Annotated in this window: 16 protein-coding genes; 5 read left to right on the top strand and 11 right to left on the bottom strand. The window is 75.2% G+C overall.

All coding sequences use genetic code 11. The features are described 5' to 3' along the window. Positions 1–3 precede the first annotated feature (3 nt). Genes ACH4E8_RS13340 through ACH4E8_RS13330 form a run of 3 tightly spaced genes read left to right on the top strand, consistent with a single transcriptional unit; the run spans position 4 to position 4,816 of the window. Positions 4–1,338, top strand: a complete 1,335-nt coding sequence (locus ACH4E8_RS13340; RefSeq protein ID WP_398447464.1) for a nitroreductase — start codon at positions 4–6, stop codon at positions 1,336–1,338. Further along, entirely contained in the window at positions 1,335–3,056 is a 1,722-nt protein-coding gene (locus ACH4E8_RS13335) for an ABC transporter ATP-binding protein/permease (protein ID WP_398447463.1), read from the top strand. The genes ACH4E8_RS13340 and ACH4E8_RS13335 overlap by 4 nt, the downstream gene beginning before the upstream one ends. After that, the gene (locus ACH4E8_RS13330; protein WP_398447461.1) at positions 3,053–4,816 is read left to right on the top strand and encodes an ABC transporter ATP-binding protein; all 1,764 of its coding nucleotides are present in this window, start codon (positions 3,053–3,055) and stop codon (positions 4,814–4,816) included. Before ACH4E8_RS13335 ends, ACH4E8_RS13330 begins: the two co-directional genes overlap by 4 nt. On the opposite strand, the gene ACH4E8_RS13325 is transcribed toward ACH4E8_RS13330, so the two are convergent. Continuing rightward, positions 4,803–5,330: a universal stress protein gene (locus ACH4E8_RS13325; protein ID WP_398447459.1), complete on the bottom strand. Its 528-nt coding sequence runs from the start codon at positions 5,328–5,330 to the stop codon at positions 4,803–4,805. The genes ACH4E8_RS13330 and ACH4E8_RS13325 overlap by 14 nt on opposite strands. Before the next feature lie 30 nt (positions 5,331–5,360). After that, complete coding sequence (locus ACH4E8_RS13320) at positions 5,361–6,638, bottom strand: SLC13 family permease (RefSeq protein ID WP_398447457.1); 1,278 nt, start codon at positions 6,636–6,638, stop codon at positions 5,361–5,363. A 152-nt stretch (positions 6,639–6,790) separates the two neighbouring features. Here ACH4E8_RS13320 and ACH4E8_RS13315 point away from each other — a divergent pair, with 152 nt between their 5' ends. Both ACH4E8_RS13315 and ACH4E8_RS13310 read left to right on the top strand, forming a co-directional pair. Further along, a complete protein-coding gene (locus ACH4E8_RS13315; protein WP_398447455.1) occupies positions 6,791–7,363 on the top strand; it encodes a DUF4291 domain-containing protein in 573 nt (190 codons plus the stop codon). A gap of 290 nt (positions 7,364–7,653) precedes the next feature. Next, a complete protein-coding gene (locus ACH4E8_RS13310; protein ID WP_398447453.1) occupies positions 7,654–7,881 on the top strand; it encodes a hypothetical protein in 228 nt (75 codons plus the stop codon). 56 nt (positions 7,882–7,937) lie between these two features. Here the strand turns inward: ACH4E8_RS13310 and ACH4E8_RS13305 are convergent, their stop codons facing one another. The 9 genes from ACH4E8_RS13305 to hypB all read right to left on the bottom strand — a co-directional run bounded on the left by ACH4E8_RS13305 (position 7,938) and on the right by hypB (position 19,942). Continuing rightward, a complete protein-coding gene (locus ACH4E8_RS13305) occupies positions 7,938–11,546 on the bottom strand; it encodes a S8 family serine peptidase (RefSeq protein WP_398447451.1) in 3,609 nt (1,202 codons plus the stop codon). A gap of 275 nt (positions 11,547–11,821) precedes the next feature. Then, complete coding sequence (locus tag ACH4E8_RS13300) at positions 11,822–12,673, bottom strand: ABC transporter permease (protein WP_398447449.1); 852 nt, start codon at positions 12,671–12,673, stop codon at positions 11,822–11,824. A 4-nt stretch (positions 12,674–12,677) separates the two neighbouring features. Beyond that, complete coding sequence (locus ACH4E8_RS13295; RefSeq protein WP_398447447.1) at positions 12,678–13,670, bottom strand: ABC transporter ATP-binding protein; 993 nt, start codon at positions 13,668–13,670, stop codon at positions 12,678–12,680. Next, entirely contained in the window at positions 13,667–14,119 is a 453-nt protein-coding gene (locus ACH4E8_RS13290) for a hypothetical protein (protein WP_398447445.1), read from the bottom strand. The genes ACH4E8_RS13295 and ACH4E8_RS13290 overlap by 4 nt, the downstream gene beginning before the upstream one ends. A 47-nt stretch (positions 14,120–14,166) precedes the next feature. Continuing rightward, a complete protein-coding gene (gene hypE / locus ACH4E8_RS13285) occupies positions 14,167–15,240 on the bottom strand; it encodes a hydrogenase expression/formation protein HypE (protein ID WP_398447443.1) in 1,074 nt (357 codons plus the stop codon). Further along, a complete protein-coding gene (gene hypD / locus ACH4E8_RS13280) occupies positions 15,233–16,357 on the bottom strand; it encodes a hydrogenase formation protein HypD (protein ID WP_398447441.1) in 1,125 nt (374 codons plus the stop codon). Before hypD ends, hypE begins: the two co-directional genes overlap by 8 nt. Continuing rightward, entirely contained in the window at positions 16,354–16,665 is a 312-nt protein-coding gene (locus ACH4E8_RS13275) for a HypC/HybG/HupF family hydrogenase formation chaperone (RefSeq protein WP_398447439.1), read from the bottom strand. The genes hypD and ACH4E8_RS13275 overlap by 4 nt, the downstream gene beginning before the upstream one ends. Continuing rightward, the gene (gene hypF / locus ACH4E8_RS13270) at positions 16,638–19,061 is read right to left on the bottom strand and encodes a carbamoyltransferase HypF (RefSeq protein WP_398447437.1); all 2,424 of its coding nucleotides are present in this window, start codon (positions 19,059–19,061) and stop codon (positions 16,638–16,640) included. Before hypF ends, ACH4E8_RS13275 begins: the two co-directional genes overlap by 28 nt. After that, positions 19,058–19,942: a hydrogenase nickel incorporation protein HypB gene (gene hypB, locus ACH4E8_RS13265; RefSeq protein WP_398447435.1), complete on the bottom strand. Its 885-nt coding sequence runs from the start codon at positions 19,940–19,942 to the stop codon at positions 19,058–19,060. The genes hypF and hypB overlap by 4 nt, the downstream gene beginning before the upstream one ends. Between the last annotated feature and the right edge of the window lie 23 nt (positions 19,943–19,965).

The following is a 19,965-nucleotide window of genomic DNA, read 5'->3' as shown; positions in this document are numbered from 1 at the left end:
ACGATGCCGACGCCGCTCGCCGCCGCGCTGCTGCGGGCCCGCTCCGACGAGGCACCCGGACCGGACCTGCCGCACCGCCCCGCGGCCGGGCCCGCCCTGCGCGGGCTGCCCGTGCCCCTCGCCCTGGACCCGCTGCTGCGGCACTCCCTGGCCGGCGGCCGGCGGCGGCCCGTGCCGTCGGCGGGCGCGCTGCACCCCGTCCGCGTAAGGCTGTTGGCCGGCACCGGATCCGGAGTGCCGCCCGGGCAGTACGCGTACGACCCGCGCACCCACCGCCTGCACCCCATCGGGCCGGCACCCCGGCCCGCGCCCCCGGGCGCCTTCGCGGTCGTCGGCGTCGCACCGGAGGCCACCGTCGCGCACTACCGCCACCGGGCCTGGCCGCTGACGCTGCTCGACGCCGGGCACGCGGTCGCCTCGCTCGTCGCCGCCGGAGCCCCCGCGTACTGCCTCGACCTGGCCGCCGACGGCCTGCCGGCCGCCGATCCGCCCCGGGCCGTCGGAGCCGGTGACGTCCTGGCGGAGACCGCAGGTGCCGTACCGCTGGCCGTCGTACGCCTCACCCGCACCGGAATCCTCAGCGCCTGGCCGCGCCGGGCCGCGCACGGGCGCGCCGGCGCCGCGCACCATCCGGCCGACCCCCGCCACCCGGACCTCGCCCAGGCCCGGCACGCCCTGTCGCTGGTGGCCGCGGCCGGCAGCCGGCACGGCACCTGGCGCACCGTGCCGTCGCGGGCGCCGCTCTCGGTCGTCCTGCGCCGCCGCAGCGCCCCGCTGACCACCCTCGCCGCCGCCACCCGGCCCGACGACGACGCCCTCGGGCAGGTACTCGCGACCGCCCGGGCCGCCGCCGCGGGCGGGCCGCGGTGGTACGTAGCCGTCGGCGGCGACCGACCCGGGCTGCTGACGGCCCGCACCAGGGGAGCGGCCGGGCTGCGCACCGTCGCCACCGGCCCCGTCCTGCCGACGCTCGCCGCCTGGGCCGCAGGACAGGGGTGGCTCGCGCGGACCGGCGCCGTGCTGCTGGCCGTCGGCTGCCCCACTGGCGCACCGCCCGCCCGCATCCGCCGGGACCACCTGCTCGCCGGCTACGGCGTCGGTCACGCCCAACTGGCCGCCACCGCACTCGGCCTGTCCGCCCGCCCCGTCGGATCGTGGCAGTGCGCCGACCTCGGCGCGGCCATCGGCGGGCCCGCCGGCGACGGCTGGGTGCTGCACGCCCTCGCCGTCGGCGCGCCCCCGCCGCGGCGCCGGCCCGCGCCCGCCCCAGACACCAGCCGGCGCGACGGCCCCGTCGTGCCCGGCCCCCGGACCGCAGAGGAACACCACGCCGCATGATGCTCCACCCAGAACTCGTCCGCGCCGCCCGCACCGCGGGCCGCCCGCTCGCCCGGGCCACGGCGCTGCTGGTGGCGGTCGTCGCCACCCACGTCGCCCAGGCCGTGCTGCTCGCCCTCGCGCTCGCCGACATCGCCCGCGGCGGCGGCGGACGCCTGCCCGTCCTGCTGGCCGGCGTCGGGGCGAGCGTGCTGCTGCGGGCCCTGCTCACCCAGGCGCAGCGGCACCTGGCGCTGACCGCCGGCGCGGCCGTACGGACCACCCTGCGCGACCAGTTGCTGCAACGCCTCGGCGCGCTCGGCCCGGCGCGCACGGCCGACGACCGGGCCGGGGCGCTGCGCGCCGTCCTCGTCGACGGCGTCGAAGGCGTCGACGCGTACGTCTCCCGCTACCTGCCGCAACTGGCCGTCACCCTCGCCGTGCCGCCGCTGCTGCTGATCGCCGTCGCCGCCGTGGAGCCGTGGGCCGCCCTCGCACTCGGCCCCGCCCTCGTCCTCGCGCTCTTCGCGCCCCGCTGGTGGGACGGCCTCCTCGCGCGCCGCGGCCAGCAGCACTGGGGGGCGTACGAGGCGCTCTCCGCCGACTACTTGGAAGCCCTCCAGGGCATGCCCACGCTGCGGGCGGCCGGCGCCGTCGAGCGGACCCGCGCCCGGCTCGCCCGCCGCTCGGACGCCCTGCACCGGGCCACCGTCGCCAAACTCCGGGTCTCCCTCGTCGACACCGGCATCACGGACCTCGCGGTGCAGGGCGGCACCGTGGCCGCCGCCCTCGTCGCCTGCTGGTCCGCCGCCGCCGGGCAGACCACGGCGACCGCCACCTACCTACTGCTGATGCTGGCGTCCGAGTGCTTCCGACCGGTGCGCGACCTCACCCGCGAATGGCACTCCGGCTACCTCGGCGTCTCCGCCGCCGACGGCATCGCGGCGCTGCGCACCGCCACCGCCGAAGTGCCCGACGCCGGCACCCGACCCGCCACTTGGACCGGCGCACCGGCCGTCCGCTTCGAGGACGTGCACGTCACCCACCCGGGCGCGGCCCGCCCCGCCCTGGCCGGCGTCAGCTTCACCGCCCCCGCCGGGCGCACCACCGCGATCGTCGGACCCTCCGGGGCAGGCAAGTCCACCCTCCTCGGCCTGCTGGTGCGCCACCGCGACCCGGACCGCGGCCGCGTCCTGGTCGGCTCCGCGCCCACCACTGCCTACCGCCTCGACGAACTGCGCCGCGGCATCGCCGTGGTCTCCCAGGACACCTACCTCTTCCACGCCTCCGTCGCCGACAACCTCCGCCTGGCGCGGCCCTTCGCCGGCGACGACGAACTGCACGCGGCGGCCCGCGCCGCCGGCGTCCACGAAGAGATCCTGCGCCTGCCCGACGGGTACGCGACCGTGGTCGGCGAACGCGGCGCCACGCTCTCCGGCGGGCAGCGCCAACGCGTCGCGCTCGCCCGCGCCCTGCTCGCCGACGCGCCGGTCCTGGTGCTCGACGAGGCCACCAGCGCCGTCGACGAGCGCCGGGAGGCCGGGATCGTCAGGGAGTTGCTGACCGCGGCCCGGGGCCGCACCTGCTTGGTCGTCGCCCACCGGCTGGCGTCGGTGCGCCACGCGGACCGCATCGTCGTCCTCGACGAGGGCACCGTGGAGGCCACCGGCGAGCACACCGGGCTGCTGGCGGCCGGCGGCGTGTACGCCCGGCTGGCGAAGGCGGGGCAGGCGGCATGACGCACCCGATCGCCCCCGCCGAGGCTCCGGCGACGAACTCGGCGGATCCGGTTCCGCAGCGCGGCTCGCTCCGCTTCCTGCTGCCCGTCCTGCTCGCCCACCGGGCCACCACCGCCCGCACCGCGCTGGCCGCCCTGCTCGGCCAAGCGGCGCTCGTCGCCCTGGTCACCCTCGCCGCCCACACCGTGGGCACCGCCGTGGCCCACCGGGAGCCGCCCGCCGCCGCCACCGTGCTCGCCCTGATCGGCCTGGTCCTCCTGCGGGCCGTGGCGACCTGGTGGGAGATGGACCTCTCGCACGACCTCGCCTACCGCGTCCTCGCCGAACTGCGCATCCGGGTCTTCGACGGGCTCGCCCGCAGCGCCCCGGCGCGGGTCGACGGGCGCGACAGCGGCGACCTGGCGTCGGCCGCGCTCGCCGACGTGGAGGCGCTGGAGTTCTTCTACGCCCACGCCGTCGCCCAACTCGCGGCAACCGTCGCCGTGTTCGGCGGGGGAGTGGGCGTGATCGCCGCCGTCGAACCGGGCCTGGTGCCGCCCGTCCTGCTCGCCGCCGCGGTGCTGGCGCTCCTGCCGCTCGTCGACGAGCGCGCCGGGCGGGCCGCCCGCGCCGCCCGCACCCGGGCCGCGGCGGCCCGGCTCTCCGCCCGGGCCGTCGAGGCCGTCGACGGCCTGCGGGAACTCCTCGCCTTCGGTGCGTTCGGACGGATGCGGGACGGGCTGCGCGCCGACGGCACCGCCCTCGGCGCGGCCCAGCGCTCCGAACAGTCCTGGGAGGCGAAGGCGGGCGCCGTGCGCGACCTGCTGGTGGTGGCCGCGGTCGTCGCGGTCGTGGCCGTCGCCGCCGATGCCCGTGCCGGCACCGCCTGGGCGCCGGCCGCGATGGCGCTCGCCCTGGGCTGCCTCGCGCCGGTCGCCGACGCGAGCGCCGCACTCGGCCAGGCGAGCGGACTGCGCGCCGCCGCCAGCAGGGTGCGGGCGGCGGTCAGCGCGCCCGCGCTGGCCCCCGAGGCGCCGCGGCCCCGTCCCGTACCCGCCGGACCGCTCGGCGTACGGCTGCGCGGGGTGCACTTCGGGTACGGCACGGGCACGGTCCTCGACGGCGTCGACCTGCACGTGCCCGCGGGGCAGCGGCTCGCCCTGGTCGGGGCGTCCGGCGCCGGCAAGTCGACCTGTGCGCACCTGCTGGCCCGGTTCTGGGACCCGGCGCGCGGCCGCGTCGAACTCGTCGCCGCCGACGGCACCGCCGTCGACGTGCGCGAGCTGGCCGACGCCGACCTGCGGCGCACGGTCGCCGTCGTGGGGCAGGACGCCCCGCTCTTCCACGGCACCCTCGCCGAGAACCTACGGCTCGCCGCCCCCGGAGCGGACGACGCGGAGCTGCGCGCCGTCGCCGTCGCCACCGGTGTCGACCGGATCGCCCGGGAGCTGCCGCAGCGCTACGACACGGTCGTCGGCGAGCGCGGCGCCACCCTCTCCGGGGGCCAGCGGGCCCGGGTCGCCCTCGCCCGCGCCCTGCTCACCCGGCCCCGGGTGCTCGTCCTGGACGAGACCACGGCCATGCTCGACGGGGTGGGCGACGCGGAGGTCCTGGCGGCGCTGCCGCACTGCACGGTACTGCTGATCGCCCACCGGCCCGCCACCATTCGACGGGCCGAGCGGATCGCGGTCCTCGCCGACGGCCGGGTGGTGCAGCAGGGCACCTGGAGCGAACTCGCGGCCCGCCCGGGCCCGTTCACCAACGTCGTCAACCGGGGCTGACGGGTGGCCGGCCCGGTGGGGTGCCTGGTGGGGTGCCCGGGTGGGGGTCCGGTGGGGGGTCCGGCCACACCAACAGGACGGCCGACGGCGCGTGGTCGACCACGAACCGGGTGGCGGGGCCGAGGCTGTGCGGACCGGGCCGGTCCCGGCCGCCGTCCCGCGCGCAGACGAGCAGGTCGGCCTCCTCGGCCGCGGCCACCACCTCCCGCTCGGGCCGGCCGGTGCGGGACACCAAGGCGCAGGGCACGCCCAGTCGTTCCCGCGCCGCTGCCAGCAACCGCCGCGACGAGGCCAGCGCCAACTCCGCGACCTCCTCGGCGGGCCCCGGCGGCAGATGCCCCGGCGGTGGGGTGCGACCCAGCAGACCGGCGTACGCACCGCGGGCCGCCCCCGCCGTCTGCGCATCGGTGACGTGCAGCAACACCGTCCGCTCCGCGGCACCCGCGGGCGTCCGCGCGGCGTCCACGCACGCCGGCCAGGTGCCCTCCACGACCCAGACGAGGACGACGGTCACACCAGGCTCCGATCAGCTTCCGGTCACCGATCACGGGCCGAGCACGGCCAGCGACGCCCACAGGGCCACGGTCGACAGTACGAGCGCGGCGGGGACCGTGAGCAGCCCCAGTCGGGTGAACTCCCCGAGGCCCGCGTCGGCCGGCACCCCGCTCGCCGCGGAGTGCGCCTGGACGATCCGCCGCCACAGCAGGGTCGCCAACGACCCGGCATAGGTGAGGTTGGGGCCGATGTTCACCCCCAGCAGCACCGCGAGGACCGCGGCCGGGCCCGCGGGCGCCACCAACGGCAGCAGGACCAGCGTCGCCGGCAGGTTGTTCAGCACGTTCGCGAGGACGGCGGCGAGGGCGGCGAGGCCGAGGAGCGCGGCAAGACCCGTGCCCGAAGGGACCAGCCGGCCCAGTACGTCCCCGAGCCCGCTCTCCACCGCGCCGCGCACCACCACGCCCAGCGCGAGGACGAACGCGAGGAACGGCAGGGCCGCGGCCCCCACCAGCGCGCGCGGGGTGGTGCGGCGCCGGACGAGCGCCCGGACGGCGAGCACCGCGGCCCCGGCCGCCGCCGCCCACACCGGCTCGACGCCCAGCGCCGAGAAGACCACGAAGCCGGCCAGCGTGGCGACCACGGTCAACAGCGCGAAGCGCGGCACCGGCACCTGCTCGTCCGCCACCGACGCGGGGCCCGTCAGGGGAGCGCCCAGGTCCGCGGCGAAGAACCGGCGGAAGACCGCGTACTCCACCGCGATCGCCACCAGCCACGGCAACAGCATCAGCGCGGCGAACCGGGTGAAGGACAGCCCGCTCGCGGTGAACGCCAACAGGTTCGTCAGATTCGACACCGGCAACAGCAGGGACGCGGTGTTCGCCAGGTGCGTGCAGGCGTACACGTGCGGCTTCGGCCGGGCGCCCAGCCGGGCGGCGGTGGCGAACACCACCGGCGTCAGCAACACCACCGTCGCGTCCAGACTGAGCACCGCCGTCACCGCCGACGCCAGCACGAACACCTGCCCGAGCAAGGACCCCCGCCGCCGCGAGGCACGCGCCGCCCACGCCCCGCACGCCCGGAACAACCCCTCCTCGTCGCACAGGTGCGCCAGCACCAGCACGGCGGCGAGGAAGCCCACCACCGGCCCCAACTCCGCCACCTCCGCGGCGGCTTCGGCCGGCGAGAGCGCCCCGACCGCGATCACCACACCCGCCGCGGGCACGGCGACCACCGCCTCCGGCCACCCCCGAGGGCGCACCACGGCCCAGCCGAGGACCACGGCCAGCAGCACCACGGACACGGCACACGCGAAGCCGTCGCTCATCGGCCCGCTCTCCCTCGGCCCGCCGCCACCTGCGACGACGGCAGAAATGTTCCCGTCACGCGGTGACCCTAAGGGCTGCACCGCCCGCCGTCGCGGCGCCGGTCGCGAAATTCGTTCGCCCCGGTGGAACGTCCGCTGGCAAGGTGCGGCGCATGGTGTCACAGCGTCAGATACGAGCCGACTTCGATGCCCGGACGATCGTCGTCTACCAGGCGTACGCGCCGGCCGTCGCGGAGCCCGCGGTGCGGGCCCAGCGGTTCGTGCCCCCGTTCTCGTTCTCCCGGATGACCTGGATCAAGCCCTCCTTCCGCTGGCTGATGCACCGCAGCAACTGGGCCGGCAAGTCAGGGCAGACCCGCATCCTCGCGGTGCGCATCACCCGCAAGGGCTGGGAGGAGGCCCTCGCCCGGGCCGCACTGACCACGGGAGACCCGGCCCGCCTCGCCGACGCCGAGGTGCACGTCCAGTGGGACCCGGAGCGGTCCCTGCGCGGGGCCGCGCTGAACCACTACAGCATCCAGGTCGGCGTGGGCCGCTCCCTGGTGCGCACCTACGCCGAGGAGTGGGTCACCGAGATCACCGACATCACCGCGCAGGCCGTCAAGATCGGTCGACTGGTGCAGTCGGGCCAGTCCGCGAAGGCCCAGCGCCTCCTCCCGCCGGAGCGGATCTATCCCCTCCCGGCGAGCATCGGCGCGCCCCTCTCCGCGGACCCGGTTGCTTGAGCGGGCCCGGTGGTGTGCTTGTCGCGCAGTTCCCCGCGCCCCTAAACATCCGCCCGCAGATAAGTGACGGGCGAAGCGAAACAGGGGCGCGGGGAACTGCGCGCCAAGCCACAGACGGCCCGCAGCCGCCAACGTTGCCACACCGCACGGTGCAACCGCGTTGGCGACGGGTGAAGCGGGCGCGTTGACGGTTCGTTGAGCGTTCGCTGACGCGGCCGTCCTACGGTTCCCAGCGGCGCGGCGGCAGCAGCAGCCCGCTGCGGACGAGGCAACGTAGGAAGGCGTCACCCATGCGATGCGCAACACCCCTGTTCGCCCTCGACGGTGCACGGGCGGCGGCCACGGCCACGGCCGCCGCCGATGCGTTCCGGAAGGAGAACGAACACGGCGGCAGCGGTGGCCCGGCGTCCTCGCCGTCAGCGAACGGCGGCGGGGAAGCCGCGGGCATCTCACCCCGGCCGGGCGTCGGGCACTTCGCGCCCGCCTCCCGCGGATTCAGGGCGTGGATCGAGGGGTGACGGCGGTCCCGTCCGGCCGTCGAGCCGCACGGGACCGCCGTCACCCTGCGGCGCGGTCAGCCCTTGTCGGGCCGGTCCGTCACCCGTAGCGCGTTGACGATCGGCTTGCCGTAGCCGGCGCGTGCGACGAAGCGCACGTTCAGCGTCCCGTCGGTGACGGTCACCTGGTACGAGCGCTGCACCGCCGCGTACGAGCCGGCCTCCAGGGCGACGTCCAGCGCGGGAAGCACCTGCGTGCCCTCCGCGATGACGTCGAAGACCCGTTTGTTCGGGCGGGTGGTCGAGACCTCGGCGAAGCCGAGTTCGACCGTGTAGACCCCGTTCGGCACCTGGTCGAAGCGGTACTCGTACATGCCCTCCCGGGCCGTGCGGAACAGCGCCTGGTCGCTCGTGCCGGCGATCGTGCGACCGGTGGAGCGCACCCCGGACGAGCCCTGGTGGCCGTAGGAGCCGCTGGCGTACTTGCGGTCCGGGACCCAGGAGTCGCCCAGCGCGTCCACCGAGGCGGCGCTCGCGCCGATGTCCAACGCCGCCTGGTAACGCGGCACCACGACCGTCACCGGCACCGACAGCACCGGGGTGCGCCCGCTGCGGGACTCGACGCGCACGTCCGTCTTCAGCACGGTGCCGGGGGCGAGCCCCGCGGTGTCCACCGTGAGCGACAGGGGCTGCTTCGCACCGGTCGCCAGCTCACCGGACGCCGGGCTGACGGACAGCCAGGGCGCGTCCTCGGCGACCGCGAAGGAGGTCGCGGCGCCCGGGTTGATCAGCTCCAGCGAGCGGGTGCGCCGCTGCTCCCCGGGGGCGACGACGTCGAGCGCCGGCAGCGCCGGGGTGACCTTGCCGGTGCGCAGGGAGCGGGTGTCCCGGACGATCGCGTCCGGGGCGACCGTGACCGTGCCCTGCGCGGGCTCGTAGGCGGGTGCGCTCACCGCGAGGGGCTGGGCGCCCTGCGGGGCCTGGGCGAGGTACCCGCCGTCGGACCCGGTGGTGACGGTGACCGCCGAAGCGCCCGTGCCCACGGTGACGTCGGCGCCGCCGACGCCCTTGCCGTCGTTGGCGTCCAACACCTGGCCGCGCACCACGCCGTGCTTGGTGGTGCGGAAGGAGATCGACAGGCCGTCGGTGACGACGGGGGCGTTGAAGGAGTAGAGGAACGCGTCGGTGCCGGTGGCGTTCTCCACCCCGACGGTGGCGCTGGCCCCGTTCTTGAAGCCGGCGCCACCGGTGCCCTTGTAGTGGAAGGAGACCCTGCCGTCCTCGCCGATGACCGCGGAGAACGAGAACTTCTCGCCCGGTGCGGACCAGTGCACGACGTTGCGCCACTCCACCACGTACGCGCGGTTCGGCGCGGTGCCGATGACGCCGGTGTGCACGGCGGAGTCCCCGCCGTTGACCACCAGGTCGTCCCAGAAGGGGTACAGCGTCGCGTTCGGGGTGGCCGCGTTCGGGATCGAGGTGTTGCCGTCCGCGGTGTGCGGGCCGCCGAAGCTGAGGGTGCCGTTGGTGCCCACGTGGGCGACGGTGTGGTTCTTCCCGTACAGCGGTACGGGGAAGGGCAACTCCACCCGCTCGGTGGTGTTGTCGCCGGTCAGCGCGAGCGCCGTGGTGCCGGCGACGAAGGCGCGGTCACCGGTGGTGCAGGCGTGGCCGAAGGCGTCGGTGCGCTCCGGCAGCGTCACGGTCGCGGTGGTGTCCCCGGCCACGGCGAGCCGGCTGGTGCCCTCGGTGAGGCAGCGGGAGGGGTGGCTCGCGCGCAGGTCGTAGGCGCCGTGCGGCAGGGTGACCTCGAAGCGTCCCGCGGCGTCCGTCGTCGCGGTCACGGGGGTGTCCACGACGGTGACGGCGGCGCCGGCGGCCGGCCCGGCGGGGCCGACGACCGTGCCGGTGACCTTCGCCGATGCGGCCTGGTCGAGGCCGAAGTCCCGGGTGACGGTGGCGTTCTCGGTGACCGTGGCGGTGCCGGTGGCCGACGTGTACCCGAACTTGCCTACGGTGAGCGCGTAGTCGCCCGCGGACAGCGCGGGGAAGGAGAAGCGTCCGTCGGCCGCGGTCACCGCGCTCCGGTCGATCGGGCCCTTGGCGACGACCCGGGCGCCGGCGACGGGCGCGCCGGCCGAGGTGACCGTGCCGTCGAGGGCGCCGACCGGACCCCGCGGGGCCGCGCGCACGGCGGCCAGCGCATCGAGCCGGCCCTCGCCGAAGACGTTGTTGTCGGCGGGCGTGCCGCCGCAGTTCGTGGCGTCGACGTCGATCGCGCTCTGGTCGAGCAGCGCCTCGGTCTGCGCGATGTCGCCGCGGATCGCCGGGGCGGCGGACCAGACGAGGGCGACGGTGGCCGCGGTGTGCGGCGAGGCCATGGAGGTGCCGGAGAGGGAGCCGTAGCCGCCGGCCCGGATCGCGGAGCGCACGTTGACGCCGGGCGCGGCCAGGTTCGGCTTGATGCCGCCCTCGTCGCCGGCGCCGCGCGAGGAGAAGTTCGCGATGGCGTTGTTGGCGTCGAACGCGCCGGAGCTGTACGAGGAGACGTAGTTGCCCGGCGAACCGCTGCTGGCGCAGGCCGGGCCGTTGTTGCCGTTGGAGAACGCGGGGAAGATCCCGGCCGCCCGCCAGGTGGCGACGATCTCCTTGTACCAGGGGTTGTGGGCGGCGCTGCCCCAGGAGTTGTTGACGACGTCGGGCGCGAGGTCGGGGCGCGGATTGGCCCCGGCGGCGTCGGTGGGCGCCACGATCCACTGGCCGGAGGCGATCAGCGACGCCTGGGAGCAGGAACTGGTCTCGCAGCCCTTGGCGGCGATCCAGCGGGCCGCGGGCGCCACGCCGATCTTGTTCTCGCCGCCGTCGTCGCCGACCATCGTGCCCATCGTGTGGGTGCCGTGGTTGTTGTTGTCGCACGGCGCCTCGGTCGGGCAGACGTTCGCCGGGTCGAACCAGTTGTAGTCGTGGGTGACGCTGCCGTCGGCGGCCCGGCCCCGGTACTGGTTGGCGACCGCGGGGTGCTGGAAGTCCACGCCGCTGTCGATGTTGGCGACGACGACGCCCTCGCCGCGCACCCCGAGTTCGGACCAGACCTGCGGTGCACCGATCCGGTCGACGTTCCACTCGACGGCGTTCACCGTGTTCTCGGGCCCGCCCGGCGCGGGCTTCGGCAGCGCGAGCCGGTCCTCGGCGTCGATCCGGGTGACGTCGGAGCGCTCGGCGAGGGACTCGGCCACCTTGCGGTCGGCGACCACGCGCACCGCGTTCACGATCCAGTACGGGGTGTGCTCCACCCGCAGGGATTCGAGGGCCTTGACGACCCCCGCCTGGCTGCGGTCGGCGTGCTCGCGCTTGGCGGTGAGGACGGCCGCGGCCTTGGCGGTCTTGGTGCGGGCCCGGGAGGCGGCGGTCAAGTCGGCGGCGCCGTCGAGCTGGACCCAGAAGGCGGCCTTGCCGCTGTCGAGCCGCGCCCTGAGCTCGGGCTCGATCTTGCGTTCGGCTGCCGCCCGGCTGTCCGGCGGCGAGGGGTCGGCTGCCGGGAGGGCCGCAGCCGTCCCCTGGCCGACGGGTAACAGGACGAGTGCGGTGAGGGCGGCGCCCAGCAGCCGCAGCGAACGCGCGGCCGCACTGCGACCGGTTCGAGGGGTGCGTCTGGCGCGTCTGGTGCCCTTGGTCCGTTGTGCCACGAAGTCTCCCTAGCGCTGGCGGCGCCCGGCCGCGGAGTAAAGGTGCAGGGAACGTGCGTGGAGCAGAAGGAAGCCCCGCCCATGCGACATGGACGGGTCAAGAACCGTTAGTCATCGTGGGGGACCGGTGCGTGAGGCAACAAGAGGGCATCCGTGTCACGCCCTGCCCTTTGTCCCCCTTCTTCGGCATCTGTCCCGCGAGGCTTCACGCATGGGACATCTGACGCAGCATCAAGCGTGCTGGCGTGGGCCCGCAACCGGCCGGGGGGCGACGCTCAGGACAGCACGCGGCGGCGGAAGTTGCGCAGCCCGAGCCCCAGGAAGAGTGCGCAGAACGCCAGCAGCACGGGGTAGATGACGTACAGCGGCAGATGGGACAGATCGGTGAACCCGGCCCGCATGCCCTCGCTGATGTAGATCAGCGGATTCAGCAGCACCAGCGACTGCAACCAGGGGAATCCTCCGATGTTTACGGGCGCGAGCGCGGTCCACTGGTAGTACGTGCCGCCGAGGAAGACCAACGGCAGGATCACGAAGCCGAACATCACCCCGATGTTCCGCGGCTCGAACGTGGTGCCCAGCAGCAGCCCCAGCGAGGTCATCGCCACGCACGCCAGCGGGATCAGGGTGAGCACGATCCACCAGTGGATGTGCAGGTCCGGACGGACCCCCGGCGCGTGCACCACGGCCGCGATCGGCAGCACGATGACCGCCGAGATCACCCCCTGCACGGCCCCGGACAGCACCCGGGCCACCGCCACCAGCCAGATGGGGCAGGGGGCCTGCACCCGGTCCTCGATCTCCCGGGTGTAGCCGAACTCCTGCGACATCTGGATGGCCACCGACTGGATGCCTTGGAACATCACCGCGATGGACACCACGCCCGGCACCAGCACGGTCGCGAACGCCGACTCGCCGGCCGTGCCGCCCGCCGAACCGACGCCCTGCCCGATGACGGGGAAGACGTACAGGAAGACGAAGACGAGCAGGAACGGCTGCATCACGGTCCGGCCCACGAACTCGCCGAAGTTCTTCCGCAACACCAAAAGGTCGCGACGGATCAGCGCGGACAGCGCGCTGCGGGCCGCCGCGGCGGTGGACCGCGGCGGCACGACGTCGATCACCACGCCATCACTCCCTCAACTCCTTGCCCGTGAGGCTGATGAAGACCGTCTCCAAGCTGCTCTGCGCCAGCGACAGGTCCACCAGGTCGAAACCGGCCGCCTCCGCGCTCGCCACCACCCGGGCCAACAGCCGCTCGCCACCCTTGACCTGGAGCTCCACCCCGCCGTCGGTGAGCCGGCTGCGCACCACCCCCGGCACGTCGCGGCAGAGCACCGCCGCCAGGTCGGCGGCCGACCCCTTCGCGACCACCGTGACCGTGGTGTCGGCGCCCAGCCCCCGCTTCAGGGCGGCCGGGGTGTCCAGCGCCAGGATCCGACCGTGGTCGATGATCGCGACCCGGTCGCAGAGACGGTCCGCCTCCTCCATGTTGTGCGTCGTCAACAAGATGGTCTGGCCGTCGGCCATCAACTGCGCCAACGACTCCCACAAGGCCAGCCGGCCCTGCGGGTCGAGCCCGGCCGTCGGCTCGTCGAGGAAGAGGACCGCGGGCCGGTGGAAGACGGCGCGCGCCAGCATCAACCGCTGCGCCATGCCGCCCGACAGCGCGTACACCGAGGACCGCGCCCAGCGCGCCAGCCGGAACTCGTCGAGCAGCTCGTCGGCCCGCTCGCGCGAGGCGCGGGCCGGGATGCCGAACAGCAGCCCGTGGAAGTACAGGTTCTCCCGCACGTTCAGTGCCCGGTCCAGGGTGTTCTCCTGGGTCACCGCGGCGATGATCTGCTTCGCCCGCGCCGGCTGCGCCACCACGTCGACCACGCCGATCAGCGCACTCCCGGAGGTGGGCACCACGCGCCCCGTCAGCATGCCCACGGTCGTGGTCTTGCCGGCGCCGTTCGGCCCGAGCAGGCCGAAGATCTCGCCGCGCCGCACCCGCAGGTCGATCCCGTCCACCGCGGCGAAGTCCGCACCCGGGTACACCTTGCGCAGCCCGGAGGTGCGGATGACGTCGATCGCGTCGCGAGGTGCGTCCGCGGTGTCCGGTGCGGGCGGACGCGTCATCCCCCGCCCCGCTTCAACCAGTGGGCCCGGCGCTGGTAGCGGGCGACCGGCGGCTCCGGCGGCTGGACGGGCCTCGACGGAGCGGGGGACGGCGCCGCGTCCGCCGGCGGGTGCAGCCCCTCCGCGTCGTACCGCGTCGTCGCGATGGCCTCGACGAGTTGTTCGTCGCTGAACCCCTCCGACCCGGGCACGTGCGGCACGAAGCCGATCAGCACCCCGTCGCTGACGATCTCCGCGTCCAGCCCCGCCGCCCCGTCGACGTCCCACAGCGCTTCGACGTCCTGGTCGAGCACCACCCGGATGCCGAACTCGTACACCCCCGCGTCGACGACGTGGGCCATCACTCGACGGTTGCGCAGCGCCGTCACCAGACGGCGGGCGCGGTCCTGGTCCATGACCGGGCGCACCTCCTTCTCCGGGGCGCCCGGGGCGACCCCGGCTCCCTTCACCGTACTCCGCCCCGTCCGGGGCCGCGCGGCCCCGGACGGGCGCCGAGTCAGCAGATGCGGGGGAGCTGTTCGCCGAGCGGCAGGTCGACCACCCGCGTCCCCCCGAGCGGGGTGCGGGCGACCACCATGCCCGGGTGCTGCGCCACGCACTCGCCGATCACCGCGGCGTCCGCGCCGAGCGGGTGCGCCCGCATCGCCGCCAGGACCGCATCGGCGTCCTCGCGGGCGACGAACGCCACCAGCTTGCCCTCGTTCGCCACGTACATCGGGTCGAGCCCGAGCACCGCGCACGCGTTCGCGACCTGCGGCGGCACCGGAACGGCGGACTCCTGCACCACGACCCCGGTACCGGACGCCGCGGCGATCTCGTTGAGCGAGGCCGCGAGACCGCCGCGGGTCGGATCGCGCAGCGCGTGCAGATCGGGGGCGACCGCGAGCATCGCTTCGACCAGCCCGCCGAGCGCCGCGCAGTCGCTCTCCACCTCCACGCCGAACTCCAAGCCCTCGCGCATGCTCATGATCGCCACGCCGTGCAGTCCGATGCCGCCGCTGACGAGGACCACGTCGCCCGGCCGGGCGCGCTGCGGGCGGATGTCCACCCCGTCCGGGACGAGCCCGATGCCCGCGGTGTTCAGATAGACGCCGTCGCCGTGGCCCGCCTCCACCACTTTGGTGTCCCCGGTGACCACCTCCACCCCCGCGGTGCGCGCCGCCGCCCCGAGGGCTTCGGCGATCCGGCCGACGACGGCGGTCTCCACGCCCTCCTCCAAGATGAACCCGCACGACAGGTACGCGGCCCGGGCCCCGCTCATCGCCAGGTCGTTGACGGTGCCGTTGACGGCGAGGTCCCCGATGCTGCCCCCGGGGAAGAACAGCGGGCGGACCACGAAGGAGTCCGTCGAGAAGGCGATCCGCGCCCCGCCCACGCGGAGCACCGCCGAGTCCCCGAGGCCGGCGAGCGCACCGCCGCCGAAGGCCGGGAGGAAGACGTTCTCGATCAGCTCGGCGGAGATCGCGCCGCCGCCGCCGTGCCCCATGACCACCCGTGGGTGGTCGCGCAGCGGCAGCGGGCAGCTCCAGCCGGAGAAGTCCGGCGCGGCGCCGGTGAGGGTGTCAGCCAACGGGGTTCGCCTCCAGGGGAGCGGCCGGTGCGCCGAGCCGGCGGTAGAGGTAGTACGCGGCGCAGGCGCCCTCGGTGGAGACCATCGTGGCGCCGAGCGGGGTGCGGGGGGTGCACGAGGTCCCGAAGGCCGCGCACTCGTGGGGCTTGATCAGGCCCTGGAGCACTTCGCCGCTGCGGCACTCGGCGGGCTCCCGGGTGGTGATGTCGGTGACGGAGAAGCGGTGTTCGGCGTCGTGGTCCCGGTAGCGCTCGGACAGCCGCCAGCCGCTCATCGGGATCACTCCGATGCCGCGCCACGCGCGGTCGCTGACCTCGAAGACGTCGGCCAGCATGGCGCGCGCGGCCGGGTTGCCCTCGGGCCGCACCGCACGCGGGTACGCGTTGTCGACGGCGTGCTCGCCCCGCTCCAACTGCCGCACCGTGCGCCGGATCCCCTCCAGGATGTCCAGCGGCTCGAAGCCGGTCACCACGATCGGCACCCGGTGCCGGGCCGCGAGCGCCGGGTACTCGTCGGTGCCCATCACGCTGCACACGTGCCCGGCGGCCAAGAAGCCCTGCACCCGGCAGTCCGGCGAGGTCATGATGGCCTCGATCGCCGGTGGCACCCGCACGTGCGACACCAGCATGCTGAAGTTGTGCACCCCCTGCCGACGGGCCTGGTGGACCGCCATGGCGTTGGGCGGCGCGGTGGTCTCGAAGCCGATGCCGAAGAACACCACCTCGCGGTCCGGGTTCTGCCGGGCGATCCGCAGTGCGTCCAGCGGCGAGTACACCACCCGCACGTCACCGCCTTCGCTGCGGACCCGGAACAGGTCCCGGTCGCTGCCGGGCACCCGCAGCATGTCCCCGAAGGAGCAGAAGACCACTCCGGGCCGGGCCGCGATCTCCAGCGCCTTGTCGATGACCTCCAGCGGGGTGACGCACACCGGGCACCCCGGGCCGTGGATCAACTCGATCCCTTCGGGCAACAGTTGGTCGATGCCGTGCCGGATGATGGTGTGCGTCTGGCCGCCGCACACCTCCATCAGCGCCCAGGGCCGCGTCACCGTCGCCCGGATGTCGTCCAGCAGCCGGCACGCCAGCGCCGGGTCGCGGAACTCCTCCAAGTACTTCACCGCCGCGCCTCCGATCCCGACTGCGGATCCGAGGCGTCCGCCTGCTCCGCCGCCGCTTCCCACGGATCCCCGAACTCCTCCTGCAAGAGGCCGAGTTCACCGAAGAGCTCCAACGTCTTGCGGGCCGACTCCTCGTCCAGCCGCTGGAGGGCGAACCCGACGTGCACGATGGCGTACTCGCCGACCCGCAGGTCCGGCAGGTACTCCAGGCACACGTCCTTCACCACCCCGCCGAAGTCCACGACGGCCATCCTGGTGCCGTCCCGCTCGCCGATCTCCATCACCCTGCCGGGCACTGCCAGGCACATGGCGCGCTCTCCTCTCGGTCCGCGGCGTGCGCGGCCACCATCAGCTGACCGAGGGCCAGCCCTCCGTCATTGGGCGGCACCCGGTGGTGCCGCAGCACGGTGAAGCCGTCGGCCGCGAGCCCGCGGGCGCAGCCGGACAGCAGGACGGCGTTGGCGAAGACGCCGCCCGTCAGGGCGACCTCGGCCAGCCCGTGCCGCTCGCGGGCGAGCGCGCACAGCCGTCGTACGAGGTCGACGACCGCCGCGTGGAAGCGGGCCGCGACCAGCCCGGCGTCCGCCCCGGCCCGCAGGTCGGCCACGGCCGCAGCGAGCACCGGACCGGGGTCGGCACACACGACGCCCGCACTCCCGTCCCGCGCGTCACCGCCTTCGGCGTGCAGCGCGAAGCGGTAGCCCTGCGCGGCCGGGCCGTGGGTCCGTGCCGCGCCCTCCAACTCGACGGCCGCCTGGGCTTCGTAGCCGGCCCGGTGACAGATCCCGACGAGCGAGGACACCGCGTCGAAGAGCCGTCCCATGCTGGACGTCGGCACGCAGTGCAGCCCCGACGCCAACTGGTGCTCCAGCGCGAGCCGTTCGTCCGCCGGGCAGGCCGTGACGCAGGCCAGCCGGGGCGACCAGGCGATGCCCGCGGCCCGCAGGTGGGCCAGGGCCATCCGGTAGGGGCGGGCCACCGCCGCGTCCCCGCCGGGCAGCGGCACGTACGCCAGCCGCGCGAAGCGCTCGTAGCCGGCGTAGTCGGCGAGCAGCACTTCGCCGCCCCACACCGCGCCGTCGTCGCCGTACCCCGTGCCGTCGAAGGCGACCCCGATGACCGGCCGGGAGCCGTCGCGCCGGTGTTCCGCCATCGCCGCCGCGACGTGCGCGTGGTGGTGCTGCACGCGGATCGGGTCCGCTCCGGCGCCGAGTCCCGCGGCGCGGCGCGCGGACCGGTAGCCGGGGTGCCGGTCGGTGGCCACCAGCCGGGGCCGCACCCCGCAGACCGCCCGCAGATGGTCCACCGCCCGGTCGAAGGCGTCCAGCGTCGCCAGGTCGTCCATGTCGCCGACGTGGCCGGAGAGCCAGGCGCGCCGGCCCTCGGCGATCGCGAACGCGTTCTTCAGGTCGCCGCCGGCCGCGAGCACCGGCGGCACCGACGCCGGCAGCGGTACCGGGGTCGGCACGAGCCCGCGCGAGCGCCGCAGCGGCAGCGGTGCGCCGTCCACGACGCGCACGACCGAGTCGTCGCACGGCACCCGGATCGGCCGGTCGTGCGTCAGCCAGGCGTCCACCAGGCCCGCGAGCCGCACCAGCGCTTCGGCGTCGTCCGTGACGATCGGCTCGCCGGCGAGGTTGGCGCTGGTCATCACGAGCAGCGCGGGCCCCGGCGGATCGCCGGGCAGCCCGAACAGCAGGTGGTGCAGCGGGGCGTACGGCAACAGCACTCCGAGGTCGGGTGCGTTCGGGGCGACGGCGTCGAGGGCCGCGGCGACCCGCGGCGAGGGGCCCCCGTCGCCGCCGGCCCGTCGCCGCAGCAGCACGATCGGTCGGGCCGGGCCCGTCAGCACCTCCCGCTCCGCCGCGTCGAGGTGCACCAGTTCCGCCGCGCCCGCCACGTCCCGCGCCATCACCGCGAACGGCTTGTCGCCACGGTTCTTGCGCCGCCGCAACAGGGTCACGGCCGCCGCGTCGAGGGCGTCGCACACCAGGTGGTAGCCGCCGATGCCCTTCACCGCGACGACCGCACCGCCGGCCAGCAGGCGCCGGGCACCCGCCAGGGCCGCGGCGCCGTCGAGCGCCGGCGCGCCCGGCACGACCAGGGCGAGTTGCGGGCCGCAGGCGTGACAGGAGACGGGCTGTGCGTGGAACCTGCGGTCGGTCGGGTCGGCGTACTCCCCGGCGCAGTCGGCGCACATCGGGAAGTCCGCCATCGTGGTGTGCGCCCGGTCGTAGGGCAGGGCCGTGACGATGGTGAAGCGCGGACCGCAGTCGGTGCAGGTGATGAAGGGGTGGCGGTAGCGGCGGTCCTTCGGGTCCGCCAGCTCGGCCAGGCACCGCGCGCAGGTCGCGACGTCGGGCGGGATCAGCGCCCCGCCGACCGGGGACGCCCCGGCGCCGGGGCGCGACGGCGCGATGGCGAAGCCGGTCGTTCCGGTCGCGGCGACGTCCTCCTGGTGGACGGCGGCCACGTCCGCGAGCGGGGGAGCCTCGGCGGCCAGCCGGCGGCAGAAGCCGTCCACCGCGGCCGGCGCCCCCTCCACCTCCACGAGGACGCCCTCCCCGGTGTTGGTGACGTGGCCCGCCAGGGCCAACTCGGCGGCGAGCGCATGGACGTACGGCCGGAAGCCGACGCCCTGGACGAGCCCCTGCACCGAAACCCGGCGCCGCAGCAGGGGCGCCGCACCCTGATGGACCGTCACGGGCCGTCCACGGCTGGATGCTCGTGGGCGCCGGCGCCCAGGAGATCGCGCGTCGGTGCGCGGTCGGGGGCGTGGTCGTGGTGGTGACCCGGCTCCGGTACGGGGGAGTGCTCGTGCGGGACCTCGTGCCGGTGGTGGACGTGGTCGGACACCCCGTCCACGGCCAGGTCACCGGCGTCGACGGAGGCGGGGGGCGCGGCGGCCATCACCGGCCGGTGCACCTGCCCGCCGGCGCGCACGGCGAGGGCCCGCTCCAGCAGCACCCCCGCGCCCAGGCCGCTGCGGGCCGAGGTGAACACCACCTCCACGCCCGGGTTGACCTGCGCGACGTTCGCCAGGAAGACGTCCTCGTCGAAGTCGACGGCCTCCGCGATGTCCGCCTTCGTCACCAGCACGAGTTGCGCGAGCCCGAAGGCCGTCGGGTACTTCAGCGGCTTGTCCTCGCCCTCCGTCACCGACGCCAGGGTCACCCGCAGCGACTCCCCGAGGTCGTACGCGGCCGGACACACCAGGTTGCCCACGTTCTCCACGAACAGCACCTGTGTGTCCTGCGGCAGCCAGCCCGCCAGATAGCCGCGGAGCATCACGGCCTCCAGATGGCACAGGCCGTCGGTGAGCACCTGCTGCACCGGCGCCCCCGAGCGCGCCAGCCGCCTGGCGTCGTTCTCGGTCGCCAGGTCCGCGGTGAGCGCGGCCACCGGCACCCCGCGCTCACGGGCGAGCGTCAACTCGCCCTCCAACAGCGCCGTCTTCCCGCTACCAGGGCTGGAGAGCAGATTCACCGCGACCGTGCCGCGGGCGGCCAGTGCGGCCCGCAGCGCCCGGGCGCTGTCGTCGTTGTGGGCGAGGACCGCCCGTCGGAGATCGGCCGTACGGCACATGGGACCCGTTCCTTGAAACCTCG

Source organism: Streptomyces sp. NPDC017979 (assembly GCF_044328175.1).
Lineage (GTDB): Bacteria > Actinomycetota > Actinomycetes > Streptomycetales > Streptomycetaceae > Streptomyces.
Note: the sequence above shows the minus strand (reverse complement) of the source record. Positions and strands in the feature narration are given on the sequence as shown.